The organism is Novosphingobium piscinae, from assembly GCF_014230355.1.
Taxonomy (GTDB): domain Bacteria; phylum Pseudomonadota; class Alphaproteobacteria; order Sphingomonadales; family Sphingomonadaceae; genus Novosphingobium; species Novosphingobium piscinae.
Window position 1 is genome coordinate 29,965 of sequence record NZ_JACLAX010000010.1, and the last position, 13,285, is coordinate 43,249.

The 13,285-nt window shown below is 70.0% G+C and carries 15 protein-coding genes; 6 read left to right on the forward strand and 9 right to left on the reverse strand.

Annotated features, from left to right (window positions below; translation table 11 throughout):
- The first annotated feature begins 79 nt into the window (after positions 1-79).
- Complete coding sequence (locus H7F53_RS11050) at positions 80-700, forward strand: TetR/AcrR family transcriptional regulator (protein WP_185679549.1); 621 nt, start codon at positions 80-82, stop codon at positions 698-700.
- A 12-nt stretch (positions 701-712) separates the two neighbouring features.
- Here the strand turns inward: H7F53_RS11050 and H7F53_RS11055 are convergent, their stop codons facing one another.
- A complete protein-coding gene (locus H7F53_RS11055; protein WP_185679550.1) occupies positions 713-1,579 on the reverse strand; it encodes a LysR substrate-binding domain-containing protein in 867 nt (288 codons plus the stop codon).
- A 109-nt stretch (positions 1,580-1,688) separates the two neighbouring features.
- Here H7F53_RS11055 and H7F53_RS11060 point away from each other — a divergent pair, with 109 nt between their 5' ends.
- The 5 genes from H7F53_RS11060 to H7F53_RS11080 all read left to right on the forward strand — a co-directional run bounded on the left by H7F53_RS11060 (position 1,689) and on the right by H7F53_RS11080 (position 8,659).
- Complete coding sequence (locus H7F53_RS11060) at positions 1,689-3,104, forward strand: proton-conducting transporter transmembrane domain-containing protein (RefSeq protein ID WP_185679551.1); 1,416 nt, start codon at positions 1,689-1,691, stop codon at positions 3,102-3,104.
- 1 nt (position 3,105) lies between these two features.
- Positions 3,106-5,670, forward strand: a complete 2,565-nt coding sequence (locus H7F53_RS11065) for a DUF2309 domain-containing protein (RefSeq protein WP_185679552.1) — start codon at positions 3,106-3,108, stop codon at positions 5,668-5,670.
- A gap of 11 nt (positions 5,671-5,681) precedes the next feature.
- Positions 5,682-6,041: a P-II family nitrogen regulator gene (locus H7F53_RS11070; protein WP_185679553.1), complete on the forward strand. Its 360-nt coding sequence runs from the start codon at positions 5,682-5,684 to the stop codon at positions 6,039-6,041.
- Between the two features lie 214 nt (positions 6,042-6,255).
- The gene (dinB, locus tag H7F53_RS11075) at positions 6,256-7,341 is read left to right on the forward strand and encodes a DNA polymerase IV (RefSeq protein WP_185679554.1); all 1,086 of its coding nucleotides are present in this window, start codon (positions 6,256-6,258) and stop codon (positions 7,339-7,341) included.
- Positions 7,342-7,474: 133 nt separating this feature from the next.
- Positions 7,475-8,659, forward strand: a complete 1,185-nt coding sequence (locus tag H7F53_RS11080; protein WP_343062029.1) for an acetyl-CoA C-acyltransferase — start codon at positions 7,475-7,477, stop codon at positions 8,657-8,659.
- 9 nt (positions 8,660-8,668) lie between these two features.
- Here H7F53_RS11080 and H7F53_RS11085 read toward each other — a convergent pair whose 3' ends face one another.
- From H7F53_RS11085 to sorA, 8 genes are all read right to left on the reverse strand, one after another.
- Complete coding sequence (locus H7F53_RS11085; RefSeq protein ID WP_185679556.1) at positions 8,669-9,163, reverse strand: hypothetical protein; 495 nt, start codon at positions 9,161-9,163, stop codon at positions 8,669-8,671.
- Positions 9,164-9,216: 53 nt separating this feature from the next.
- On the reverse strand, positions 9,217-9,738 hold the full coding sequence (locus tag H7F53_RS11090; protein ID WP_185679557.1) for a JAB domain-containing protein: 522 nt from the start codon (positions 9,736-9,738) through the stop codon (positions 9,217-9,219).
- Between the two features lie 44 nt (positions 9,739-9,782).
- Positions 9,783-10,223, reverse strand: a complete 441-nt coding sequence (locus H7F53_RS11095) for a hypothetical protein (protein WP_185679558.1) — start codon at positions 10,221-10,223, stop codon at positions 9,783-9,785.
- 31 nt (positions 10,224-10,254) lie between these two features.
- Entirely contained in the window at positions 10,255-10,581 is a 327-nt protein-coding gene (locus H7F53_RS11100; protein ID WP_185679559.1) for a hypothetical protein, read from the reverse strand.
- Positions 10,582-10,642: 61 nt separating this feature from the next.
- Positions 10,643-11,173 (reverse strand): helix-turn-helix transcriptional regulator, encoded by a 531-nt coding sequence (locus H7F53_RS11105; protein ID WP_185679560.1) that lies wholly within the window; start codon positions 11,171-11,173, stop codon positions 10,643-10,645.
- Between the two features lie 99 nt (positions 11,174-11,272).
- A complete protein-coding gene (locus H7F53_RS11110; RefSeq protein ID WP_185679561.1) occupies positions 11,273-11,485 on the reverse strand; it encodes a hypothetical protein in 213 nt (70 codons plus the stop codon).
- 269 nt (positions 11,486-11,754) lie between these two features.
- Positions 11,755-12,063, reverse strand: coding sequence for a SorB family sulfite dehydrogenase c-type cytochrome subunit (gene sorB, locus H7F53_RS11115; protein ID WP_185679562.1), 309 nt, complete (start codon positions 12,061-12,063; stop codon positions 11,755-11,757).
- On the reverse strand, positions 12,063-13,262 hold the full coding sequence (sorA, locus tag H7F53_RS11120) for a SorA family sulfite dehydrogenase catalytic subunit (RefSeq protein WP_185679563.1): 1,200 nt from the start codon (positions 13,260-13,262) through the stop codon (positions 12,063-12,065). Before sorA ends, sorB begins: the two co-directional genes overlap by 1 nt.
- Positions 13,263-13,285 lie beyond the last annotated feature (23 nt).

A 13,285-nucleotide genomic window follows, 5' to 3' on the forward strand; every position in this document is an offset into this window, starting at 1 on the left:
GACACGGCTACCTCAATATGAAAGTCGGTTCAACTTTCATTATTTGCCAATACCGGCGGTTCCCGGTAGCTGTGGCGCAATGAACACAGGTCCAGACCCTGCCCCGCCGCCCGGGGATCGCGTTCCGCGCACCGACCGGGGCCGCAAGACCCTGCGCAAGCTGCTCGACGCCGCGGCGATTGAATTCGGCGAGAAGGGTTTCCACGAGACCTCGATCACCGGCATCACCCGGCGCGCCGGAACCGCGCTGGGCAGTTTCTACACCTACTTCGAATCGAAAGAGGAGATCTTCCAGGCGCTGGTCCGCGACCTGTCAGGCCGGGTGCGCGACGCGGCGCGGCAGGCCCCGTCACCGGGCGGAGATTCCTTTGCGGTGGAGCGCGCCGCGCTCGCAGCGTTCCTGCGCTTTGCGCGCGAGCACAAGGAGATCTACCGGATCATCGACGAGGCCGAGTTCGTCGACCCGGCCAGCTTTCGCCGCCACTACGAGACTACCGCCGGACGCATCCACGAACGGCTGGCCGCGGGGATGGCGCGGGGGGATTTCCGTTCTGATCTCAGCGAGGCCCATGCCTGGGCAATCATGGGGATGAACGTGTTTCTCGGGCTGCGCTACGTGGTGTGGAGCGAAGACCTGGCCGCCGAGGAGATCGCTGCCCTGGCCAACGGTCTGCTGCGCCAGGGCATCGCCGCCGGCTGAATCGCTGACCGGCTAGGCACCACGCTCCAGGGCGGCCACGATATGTTGGGCCAGGCGGTGGGCTGTAGCCGACAGGCCGGGGGCCTCGATCAGCGCGATCTCGGTATCGTAGAGCGGGGGCAGGGCCGGATCGTCGGTGATCGCGGTGAGATAGGGCGGCACCATCTCGCGCGGGAGCACCGTGATGCCCAGCCCGGCGTTCACGGCTGACTGGCTGCCCGCCAGGCTGGTCGAGGTGTAGGCGATCCGCCAGGTCCGCCCGGTTGCCTCGAGCGCTTCGACCGCGCGCTTGCGATAGACACAAGGCTCGGGTGAGACGACCAGCGGAACGCAAGCCTGCCCGGCCACGGCGAGCTGATCGCGCGCCACCCAGACCAGCGGCTCGCGCCAGACCCGCACGCCTTCGAGCGGGGCCGAAGGCTCGCGCTTGACCAGCACCAGGTCGAAAGCGCCGCCATGGAAGCGGTCGAGCAGGTTCAGGGTCAGGTCGCAGGTCACCTCGAGCTCGACCAGCGGGTGGGCCTTGGCAAAGGCAGACAGCACCGTCGGCAGATGGGCCGTGGCGAAATCCTCAGGTACGCCCAGTCGGACCCGGCCGGTCATGTCCGGCTCGAACAGCTCGGCGATGGCGGCGTCGTTGAGGCGCAGCAGCTGGCGTGCGGGCCCGAGCAGCCGCTCGCCCTCGGGGGTCAGGCTGAGCGTTCGCGGGGTCCGGGCAAAAACCACCCGGCCGAGCTGGTCCTCGAGCCGCTTGACCTGGAGGCTGATGGTGGACTGGGTCCGCCCGAGGCGTTCGCCGGCGCGGGTGAAACTGCCGGTTTCGGCAATGGTGACGAAGCAGCGGAGCAGGTCGAGATCGAGCGTGCGGGTGCCGGGCATGGCCCTGGCTCTGTCATCTACCATTTCCAATGTCAATGGCTGGTATTTTCATAACTCGTTTCACCAATTGGTGGGGTTGCGCCATCTGCCACCCTCGAAAGGGGACACCATGTCGACTGCAGATAGACTTCCGACCGAACCGGCCCCGGCCGCCCTCGTGTCCGGACCCTGCCCGCACGGCACTCGGGCCGGGCGGCTGCTTGCCACCGCCCTGTGGAGCGCTTTCGCTCTGCTTGGCGCCGCCACCGCTGTGCTGCAGGGCCCGCCCGCCGGGATGACCGGGCTGGAGACCGTGATCGCCTTGCTGACGCTCTTCGTCGCCGCGATCGTGACCACCTTCTCGCTGCGCTACATGCGCGCCGATCGTCGCCCCGGGCGCTACTTCACGCAGGTCGGCCTGCTGGTCGGCAGCGTGCTGCTGTTCGCCCTTGCCGGCAACGTGATCGTGCTGGCTGCCGGCTGGGTGGCGAGTGGTCTCCTGCTGGCGCAACTGGTCGGCCATGAGGCGGCCTGGAGCGAGGCGCGTGCCGCAGCGAGCCGCTCCCTGCGGACTTTCGCGCTGGGCGATGCGGCGTTCCTCGCGGCCCTGGCCCTGCTGGCCAGCGCTGCGGGCACTATCCGGATCGACGCCATTGTGGCCGCTGCCCCGGCGCTCCCGGCCGAGCTCACCCTCGCCGCAGCCCTGTTGCTGCTGGTCGCTGCTGCCGCGCGTTGCGCCTTGCCGCCCTTCTCCGGCTGGCTACTCTCCTCGATGACCGCTCCCACCCCGGTCTCGGCGCTGATGCACGCCGGGCTGGTCAATGCCGGCGGGTTTCTCCTGATCCGTTTCGCCCCTGTGTTCGAGGCCGCACCGCTGGCCCGGATCGTAGCCGTCGCCATTGGCCTGCTCGCCGCGCTCTACGGGGTCGGGGTGATGAGCGTGCGTCCCGACATCAAGCGCTCGCTGGCCGGTTCGACCGTCTCGCAGATGGGCTTCATGATCATGAGCTGCGGACTGGGCGCCTATGCCGCCGCGCTCTGGCACATTGTCGCCCACGGCCTGTTCAAGGCGTGGCTGTTCCTCGGTTCGGGCTCGTCGGTTGGTACCCGCGCCGACAAGGCTGCCGGGCTGGGCAGCGCCGGTATGGTCACGATGGTGGCCACGGCCACGTTGGCGCTGGGCGCCTGGCTGACCCTCACCTCTGCGCCGGGCGGCAGCCTGGTTCCGCTGCTGCTCGGACTCGCCACGGCCCTCGCCACCCTCGCGGCCGGTTTCGGCGCGACCCTGCCGTGGCGGGCGCGGCTGGCGATCGGCAGTCTGGTCCTGGCCCTGATCGGCTTCCATGTCGCCGGGCTCACCGTGATCGAGCATCTGGTGGGCCCCGACGCTGCTGCGATCCTGCCACCCTGGGCGCTGCTTGCCCTGCTGGCCGGGTTCCTGGCCGCGTGGGTCTGGCAGCAGCATCGCCAGGCCCGGCCGCTGCCCGCAGCGCTCTACATCCACCTGCTCAATGCCGGGATCGCCCCGGCTACCCCGGAGACGTGACATGAACATGATGGCCGCTCTCACCGTCCCCGATGTGGTGCTGACCCGCACCGAGACCGCCGGGCTGGTCGCCCTTGCCGCCCGCAGCGTGCCGCCGCTCTGGCCGCTGGAAAGCGCAATCGCGGTCAATCCGCTCGCCGGCTTCGAGGACCTGCCCTTCGCCGAGGCCGTGCAACAGGCGGCGCAGCGCTTCGGTGCCCGGGAAAGCCTGCCGCTGACCGCCTGGCGCCAGCTCTATGCGGCGGGGCGGATCGACCCGCGGATGCTGCGCGATGTCGCCATCCGCGCGCTCGGGGGCAGCTATCCCGCCCATGCGGTCGTGACCCCCGGGGTGACCGCGTTGGATCTGCTCATCGCCCGCCTCACCGTGCTTGACCCGCAGCAGGCGGAGGTCGAACGCGAGGCCCTGACACCCGAGGTCGCCTTCCTCGCCAAGTGGTGCGCCGCGTTCTTCGACCAGGGCCAGGCGGCCAGTCCGATGCCGCACCGCGAGCTCGGGCTCTATCGCGCGGTCCTGGCCCTGGCCGGACATGACCCCGACTATGCGCGGCTGACCGGCACCGCCGGAGCCCAGCTGCTGCTGACGGTGTCGCGCGATCCGCTCACCGCCATCGCCGAGGGGCTGGCCGCGCTAGGCGTGCCCGAGGGCGGCGAGGTCGGCCATCTTGCCGGACTGGTCGCGCGGCTGCCGGGCTGGGCCGGGCACATCCGCTGGCGGGCCGAGCACACCGATCCCGCCAATGTGGCCGCCGCTCCCGGCACCATGGCCGACCTGCTGGCCCTGTGGTTGCTGCTCGAGCGGGCCGGGGCGCTGACCCCCCGTCCAGTCGCCGCGGACCCGGCGACGGCCGCAGTCCCGGCGCTGGCCGCCCACTTCGGCTGGGATGCCGCGACCCGCGACGCCGCCCTGGCCAGCGCCAGCGGGATTGTGCGGCAGGTTGCCGGGTACAGCGATGATCGCCTGGGCGGACTGTTCATGACCGCGGCTGAATGGACCTATCGCAACACCCTCGTTCCGCAGCTCGAGACCGCCGCCGCGCGGCTCGACGTCGCCGGCGCCGCGGTCGAAGCACGCCCCGATGCCCAACTGGTGTTTTGCATCGACGTGCGCTCGGAGCCGTTCCGGCGGGCGCTCGAGGCCCAGGGTTCGTACGAGACCTTCGGCTATGCCGGCTTCTTCGGGCTGCCGATCGCGCTCCATCGGCACGGTGAGGAGCGCCGCAAGCGGTTCCTGCCGGTCCTGCTCGCCCCGCAGCATGACGTGGCCGAGGCTCCGGTGCCGGGGCAGGAGGCGGCTGCCGCCAGCCTCTCGGAAGGCCTTGTCCGCGATCGTGGCACGGCCGCGCTGTTCGGGGCCGCCAAGCAGGGTACCGCGACCGCCTTCGCCACCGCCGAGGCGACCGGGCCGCTCGCCGGCCTGCTGATGGCGGCGCGCACGGTCGGCCCGCGTGCGCTCCAGCGGGTCAGCCGGGCCCTCGCGCCCGAGCGGTCAGCCGTGCTGGCGCCCACGCTCGACCGGCATCCGGGCGATTGCGCCCGGCCAGCCTTCACGCTCGAGGACAAGATCGGTTACGCCTCGGCCCTGTTCCGGCTGACCGGGCTGAAGCCGCAGACCGCCCGTCTGCTCGTGCTGGCCGGCCATGGCGGCAGCGCGGTCAACAATCCCTATGCCGCCGCGCTGGACTGTGGCGCCTGCGGGGGCCACAAGGGCGGGGCGAATGCCCGGATCCTCGCCGCGATGCTCAACGAGCCCGCGGTGCGCGAGGGCCTTGCTGCGCAGGGACTGGTATTGCCGGCCGACACGGTGGTGCTGGCCGCCGAGCACGATACGACCACCGACACTGTGGTCCTGTTCGACCGCGACCGGGTCCCCGCCAGCCATGCCGCCGATCTCGCCGCGCTCGAGGCTGCGCTTGAACGCGCGGCTGCCGCCAATCGGGCCCGCCGCGCGCCGCTGCTCGGCCGCTCGCCGGAAGATCTGCTGACGGGTGCGGTGCACTGGGGCGAGGTCCGTCCGGAATGGGGTCTGGCGGGCAATGCCGCGTTCCTCGTCGGGCCGCGGGCCTGGACCAGCGGGATCGATCTGGCCGGCCGCGCCTTCCTGCACAGTTATGACTGGACCGCTGATGCCGATGGCACCGCGCTGACCACGATCCTCACCGCGCCGATGGTCGTCGCGCAGTGGATCAACTGCCAGTACCTGTTCTCCACGGTCGACAACCACCGCTACGGCTCGGGCGACAAGGTCACCCAGAACGTGCTCGGCGGGATCGGGGTGATCCAGGGCAACGGCGGCGATCTGCGCATCGGTCTGCCCCGGCAGTCGCTGTTCACCGATGCGGGCGAGGCCTACCACGTGCCGCAGCGCCTGCTCACCGTGGTCCATGCCCCGCTCGCCCGGGTCGAGGCGGTGATCACCGCGAACGAGATCCTTGGCCGGCTGTTCGGCAACGGCTGGGTCCAGCTGGTGGTGATCGATCCCGAGACCGGCCGCACGCGCTGCTGGCAGCCCCGGGCCGAACCCGACGCCGAAGGCACCGATCCGCAAGACCTGACCCTCGCCTAGGAGATTTTCGCATGAGCACCAACGCGTTCACCCGGCTGCAACTGCACCGGCTGAGAAAGATCGAGATCGTCGTCCACGCCGAAGACCACGGCGCGGTCGAGGACCTGCTCAAGACCGCCGGGGTCGGCGGCTGGACCATGATCCGCGACGTCGCGGGGATGGGACACGGCGGATTCCACCAGGGCCGCAGCATCTTCAACGACCACACCGGGCTGGTCATGTTCGTCGGCGTGGCCGAGGCTCCGGTGATCAGCGAAGTGGCGATCGGCCTGTCGCGTCTGTTCGAGACCCGCCCTGGCGTGACCTTCCTTTCGGACGTCGAGGTCATCCGTTCCGACTACTTCGCGAGCAGCACCAGCACACTCGCCTGACCGTCTCCGGGCCCGTCGCCGTCAGCGCCGGACCTGCCGCGGGGCGGCTATGGCGCGTGGCGTGCGAGTGGGCCGGGTCGACGCCCGGCGCGCTACGCCCGAGCTGCCCCGCATCCGTCCCATCGGGAACGGACGCCGCTAGGTCGCAGCGCGGCCGGCCAGGGCGATCCAACAGTTCGCTCGCCCGGTGGCCGCACCGTGCTAAGGGACGGGCATGGCCGATCCGGCGATCCGCAAGATCATCCACGTCGACATGGACGCGTTCTACGCGTCGGTCGAGCAGCGCGACGACCCCGCCCTGCGTGGCCGTCCGGTTGCGGTGGGCTATCCGGCGCGGCGTGGGGTCGTGGCGGCGGCCAGCTACGAGGCGCGGGCTTTCGGGGTGCGTTCGGCGCTGCCCTCGGTCACCGCCCTGCGGCGCTGCCCCGACCTGGTCTTCGTGCCGCCCCGGTTCGATGTCTACCGGGCCGTGTCGCGCCAGATCCATGCGATCTTCGCTGCCTTCACCCCGCTGATCGAACCGCTGGCGCTGGACGAAGCCTACCTCGACGTCACCGCCAATCGCGCCGGCATGCCCAGTGCCTGGGCCACGGCCCGCGCGATCCGCGCGCGCATCCAGGCCGAGACCGGGCTGACCGCCTCCGCGGGAATCTCGTACAACAAGTTCCTTGCCAAGCTGGCTTCAGACCAACGCAAGCCGAACGGGCAGTTCGCGATCCAGCCGGGTGAGGGCGAGGCCTTCGTCGCGGCCCTCCCGGTTACGCGCTTCCATGGTGTCGGCCCGGCCACCGCCGCACGGATGCACGCTGCCGGTATCCGCACCGGCGCCGATCTCCGGGAATGGCCGCTCGAGGCCCTGGTCCAGCGCTTCGGTCGGGCCGGACGCTGGTATCACGCGCTGGCGCGGGGCGAGGATCACCGCCCGGTCAACCCGGATCGCACACGCAAATCGGTCGGCTCGGAGACGACCTTCGATGCCGATCTCAGCGATCCGGCGCGGATCGAGCGGGGCGTGCTGGCCATGGCCGACGATGTCTGGGCGTGGTGCGAGCGCAGCGGAGGGCGCGGCCGCACGGTCACGGTCAAGGTCAAGTGGGCCGATTTTCGCCAATCCACCCGCAGCCGCACCCTGGCCGCGCCGATCGCCAGCCGCGCCGAGCTCCATGCGCTGAGCCTCGCCCTGGTCCAAGGGCTGTTTCCCCTGCCGCAGGGCATCCGGCTGGTCGGTGTCACACTGTCGGCGCTCGGGACGACGGCCAGCGATCCCGCGGCCCCCCAACTCGCGCTGGAGCCGCGCTGAGCGCGATGGCCGCGCTGGGGTGGTCCTGCCCCCGCGATCCCTGCCGCGATCGGCTGGGCAGGTGTTGTCGAGCGCATTCCGGCCGCCTATGTGGGCCGCCAACGCATCCCGCGCCTGCTCAAGGAGTCTGCCCGTGTCGCATGATCCCGTCGTCATCGCCAGCTATGCCCGCACGCCGATGGGCGGCTTCCAGGGCGCCTTCGCCGCGCTCAAGTCGACCGAGCTCGGGGCCGTGGCGGTCAAGGCCGCTGTCGAGCGCGCCGGGGTCGATCCCGCCGCGATCGAGCGGCTCTACATGGGCTGCGTCCTGCCCGCCGGGCTCGGACAGGCTCCGGCGCGCCAGGCCGCGCTGGGCGCCGGGCTGCCGCTGTCGGTCCAGGCCACCACGGTCAGCAAGGTCTGCGGCTCCGGCATGCAGGCGGCGATCATGGCCAGCGAGGCGCTCGCCGCGGGGGCGGTCGATGTGGTCGTGGCCGGGGGCATGGAGAGCATGAGCAATGCGCCCTACCTGCTCGCCAAGCACCGCTCGGGTGCGCGTTTCGGCCACGACCGCGTGTTCGATCACATGGCGCTTGACGGGCTCGAGGACGCCTATGAACCCGGCAAGGCCATGGGCGTCTTCGCCGAGGACGCGGTGCGGGCCTACCAGTTCACCCGTGCCGAGCAGGACGATTATGCGATCCGCTCGCTGGAGCGGGCCAACGCGGCGATCGCCAGCGGGGCCTTCGCGCGCGAGATCGTGCCTGTCTCGGTCCCCGGCCGCGGCGGGGCAACCGTGGTCGATACCGACGAGCAGCCGGGCAAGGCCAACCCAGCCAAGATTCCCACGCTCAAGCCCGCCTTCGTACCCGATGGCACGGTCACCGCGGCCAATGCCTCGTCGATCTCGGACGGTGCCGCCGCGCTGGTCCTGACCCGGGCGAGCGTGGCCGAGCGGCTCGGTCTGCCGGTGCTGGCCCGCGTCGTCGCCTGTGCGGCCCACGCCCATGAGCCGGCACGCTTCACCTCGGCGCCAGTCCCGGCGATCCAGAAGTTGCTCGCCAAGGCGGGCTGGAGCGTGAGCGACGTCGATCTGTTCGAGGTCAACGAGGCCTTCGCCGTGGTCGCGATGATCGCCGCGAAGGAGCTTGGCATCCCGGCCGAGGCGCTCAACGTCAATGGCGGCGCGACGGCGCTGGGCCATCCGATCGGCGCGAGCGGGGCGCGCATTCTCGCCACCCTGCTCGGTGCGCTTGAGGAGCGCGGGCTGCGCCGCGGGGTCGCCTCGCTGTGCATCGGTGGCGGCGAGGCCACCGCCATGGCGGTCGAGCTGGTCTGACGGGCGGGCTCAGGCGGGCAGCGACAGCCCGCTGAGGCACTCAGTCATGGCGATCTCGCCCTTGCGGGTCAGTCGCGGACGCTCCGCGACTGGGTCGCCGCCCTCACCCTCGACCTCGATCAGGCCGAGGCCGGCCAGCACTGCCAGCCAGCGCCGGATCGTCGCCGGATAGGCGCCGCCAGTCGCGCAGAGCTGGTAGAAGCTCAGCTCGCGGCGGGCCAGGCGGGCCTCGTAGAGCGAGAGCAGGAGGTCCCACGCCGCCTCGCCGGCGAGAGCCAGGCCGAAATGCCGCAAGCGTCGCTGTCGTAGCCCCTGCAGGCTGGCCACGGTGCGCGCGAGTGTCGTGGGGTCCGCGACGGCCGGCTTCGCCGGCCGCTCGGTCGGGGAGGGCGCAGGTTCGCGCCGGGAGGTGTCGTTGCGGATCCGCGCGGCCAGGTCGAGCAGGCTCCGGCCAAGCGCTTCGGCCTCAGCGGCCTGGTCCAGGCGTCGTGCTTCGCTGGTCATGCCTGCGTCCGCAACGCGGCGTTCAGGCGGGTGGGGTTCGGGAGCAGGCCGGGTCATAGCAGGTTCGCCCCGCGCATGCTGAAGATGGCATTGCCGGCCACCACCAGGTGATCCTCCAGCGGCAGATCGAGATTGCCTAGCAGGAAGCCGATCCGGCGGGTCTCGGCGATGTCGGCCGCGCTGGGCCGGACATTGCCCGAAGGATGGTTGTGCATGAGGACCACGGCGGCGGCATCCACCCCGATCCCGCGGCCGACAATTCGGCGCAGGTTGCCGGTGACGCCGCGCAAGCCGCCGTCGCCCAGCGGCTCGTCACAGATCAGCCGGCGGTCCGAGTCGAGCAGCGCGAGATGGATGCGTTCGCGGCGCAGGCCCTTGAACAGGGCGATGATCCACTGCTGCAAAGCCAGTTGGCCAAGATCGAAGCGCAGTTGCTGGACCTGTTCGCTGAGCCCCTCCATGACTGCGGCGCGAGCGGCGCTCAGGCGGTCAACCAGCCCAGGGTCATCGACCACCCGGGCCAGCGCAGCCGGCTCCGCCGCCATCACACTACCGATCGAGCCGAAAGCGGCCATCAACCGCATCGCGACCTGATCAGCCCCGACGCGGTCACCACCGATCAGCTTGGCCAGGAGCGCGCGCTGGCGGACGAAGACATCCGCCGGCGATGGCCAAAGGTTCCGATGAGCAGCAGCACCAGCACCGCCCAGGTGGGTCCGGTCATCATCCACGCATAGACGATCGGGCGCACGGCGATTTCGAAAGCCCGCACACCATGAGCTCCGACGCTCAGCAGTTGAAACGCTGCGGCCCATAGTGGCCAGACCCTTTTCGAATAGATGCCCAGGTAGGAAAACCCCACGAAGGCGACGAGATCCTGCGCCAGTGCGGCGGGACTGAGCGGGGCCGACCGACTGCCAAGCAGCCAGTCGCCGGCAAACCCCAGCCCGTACATTGCGACGATCAGCCAGGCCCCGCGGCGTTCGATATCGCCTCCCAGTCGCAGGGCCGAGATGACGGCGACCAGGCCGAGCAACAGGTTGAGCAGGACAAGCACCATGCCCAACCTTGTTGCCGCTGGCCACGGCCCGTCAAGCTGCGGTGGCGACCTCGAACCGCTCGAGCGCGGCGGCAGGCTTCGGCGAAGTGAGCACGCTGCCGCGCTCCTCGCCGACCTTGTAGAGGTCCTCATGGGCGCGGATCGTGTCAGCGCGTGCGGCAATCAGCATCTGTCCGGCCTTGGCCAGGCGCATCATCGCCACGTGGCCGCTGACCATCGGGGTCTCGGTGTCGATCCGGGCCTGGGCGAGCGTCGCGCCCAGCGCGCACTGCGCCGCGATGGCGGCATCGATCGCGTCCTCCAGCGTCTTGAGGTCACGGGCGATACGCAGGGTGGCGATTTCGGTCGTCATGGTCATGATGGCATCTCCGGCGGGGCGGGCCATGGCAGGCCCGAACCAAGGGTTGCGGAGATCCCCGTCAGAGCAGATCGCCCAAAACCCGGGCCATGCTCATCAGGGCCAACGCCAGCATGGCGATGGCCAGAGCCAGGGTGGGAATGGCGATCACGCGCCAAAGCCGCCCGAACTTCTCGTCCAGAACCTCCGAGACCGCCTCGGAATGGCCGGCTCCAAACAGGCCTGGCGGAACGATGATCGTGCCGCTGTCCTGCAACATGAAGGTGGCACCCGTAAGCGGTTCCGGGGACCGGATTAGCTGCGCTTCGGGGTCGGCGCCTACCGCCTCAGATCCATATGTGGATTCTCTACAGGTCGCCAGCAGCGCGGCATAGGCCCGCGCCGCTGCGTTGCGGTCGGCCGCACCCAGCTTGACCCGGGCGCCCTTGAGGCGCTGGTCGACTGCACTCAGCGTGATGCCAAGGTCATGGGCGACCAGCTTAAGCGGCTTGTGGAGCAACAGCTGATCAAGCACCTCGCGCTCCTTGATCGACAGGCGCGCGAGCTGTCGTTGCTTCTCCTCGGGGGTCTCGGATAGCATGGACGATGCCATCGTGCGGTGATCCTGAAGCTGGGGGCGCAAGCCCATCCCGGGCACGGTTCCCGCGGGATTATAGCCTTTTGGGGGGGCTGTGGCAATTCGGCGCGGGGGTCAGCCGGGCAGCGGCCCGGCGCCATCGGCCCCGTCGGTCCCGACAGACATGTCACCCATCGGCGCTTCGGCCTCGAGGGATTCGAGCGCGTTGCACAAATGGATGGCGACATAGGGCAGTCCGAGGGCGTCGGACTGGACAAGCAGATCGCGAATCCCCGTGCCCAGCTTGATCAGCTTCGAGGAACGGGAAGTCGAACCATGGTCCGGCAAGGGATCCTCCTCCTGGCGGCGACGAGCGGGGCGACCCGGCCCGGCCCGTTCTGTTATCTGCACGCCTTGTATACATTGCGTGCCAAAAAGACAGTGCGTCCAGACGGCCTACAGGCCACGTCGCGCCAGGCTGCCGCTGGCGGGCGACCGAACTGTGCACATTTCCTTTCGGAGCACCCCCAAGTCCTCGCCGGCCTGGTTCCAGGACCTGCCAGAACCGGACGAATCGCGCGCCGCTCGGCCGCGGCCGGCAGGCCATCCGCCCCGGCCTAGCCGAACTTGCGCGCGAGCACCCCGGCGACGGCGTCGGCCTCGGCAGGCTCGAGCGGTGCCTTGTAGACGTTGACCATCTTCGTCACCGCATCTTTCCAGAACTGGGCCCCTTTGCCGCGCGGCTGGGTGACGATGTATTCAAGCGAGTGGCAGGCGGAGCAATGGGTGACCACCGTCTCGCCTTCGGCATCGGCGAGCGCGGCCGGAACCGTCTCCTCGGGCAGGGTCAGGGTCAAGGGGCGGGCGGCCAGTCCGCTGGACAGCAGGGCCGCAGCCGCCGTCAAAAGCCATCCGGGTGCGCGCATCAAACCGCCTCCACCAGGACGGTTTCGACCACATTGCGCATGTAGCCGGCCGGTTGCCAGCGCGGCTCGAGCGGCTGGGTCTCGCCATCGCGGGTAGTGGCGCGCACCATCACGCGATGGCGCCCTGGTGGCAGCACCACGCCGGCCTGCCATTCGCGGAAGGAATAACCACCCAGATCCTCTCCCAGTCTGGCCTCCTGCCAGACCTGTCCCCCGTCGGTCGAGACCATCACGCGAGCCACTCCCTCGCCACCGCTGAAAGCGATCCCGCGCAGCACCTCCGTGCGCCCGGCCGCGACGCGGGCCCCGTCGGCATGGCTGGTGACGAAAGAGCGCACGTTCATGCGGGAGATCGGCCGGGTCGCCGTCGGCTTTTCGCCGGGCGCCACGCAGGCGCAGGCGGTGTCCGGGACGCGATAGGCGGTCTTCATCCAGTAGCCGTCGAACGCGCTGTCGCGCACCGTGATCTCGTTCAGATGCTTGACCCAGTAGGTGCCGTAGTAACCAGGCACCACCAGGCGCAGGGGGAAACCGTTGAGCAATGGCAGGTCGGTCCCGTTCATGGCATAGGCGACCATCACTTCGCCATCGCGCGCATGGTCAAGGTCAAGGGCCTTGATGAAGTCGGGGACGGTTTCGGCTGGCGGAGTGTCGAGTCCGTTGAAGGTCACCTCGACCGCCCCAGCGCGGATCCCCGCCCGGTCGAGCAGCGCGCGCAGCGGCACGCCCCGCCAACGGGCATTGCCCATCGCGCCATTGCCGAGCTGGCCGCCGCCGACCCGCGGTTCGACGAAGCCGCGGCTGTTGCCCGAACACTGGTTGACCGCCACCACTTCGGTTGCCGGAAAGTCCCGCTTGAGGCTGGCCAGCGAGAGCGAGAGAGGCCGCTCGACATGGCCAGCGATGGTGAGGCGGAAGGTTGCCGGATCGATCTCGGTCGGCAGGCCGGAAAGGTGATAGCGGACGAAGAAGGCGTCGTTGGGGGTGATGATCCCGGTGTTGAAGACGCTGAACGGGGTCTCAAGCTGCGGCGGGCGCGCGGTCAGCAGGATCATCTCGCGCTTCTGCGGCAGTCTGACCAGCGGACGCGTGCCGTTGTCGAACGGAAGGTCGACCGTCCGGGCCAGACCGCGACCGGCCCCGGTGACGAGGGCCAGTCCGGCGGCGGAAAGCAGGCGGCGGCGATCGAAGGGGGGCATGGTGGCGTCCGAACAGTCTCAGA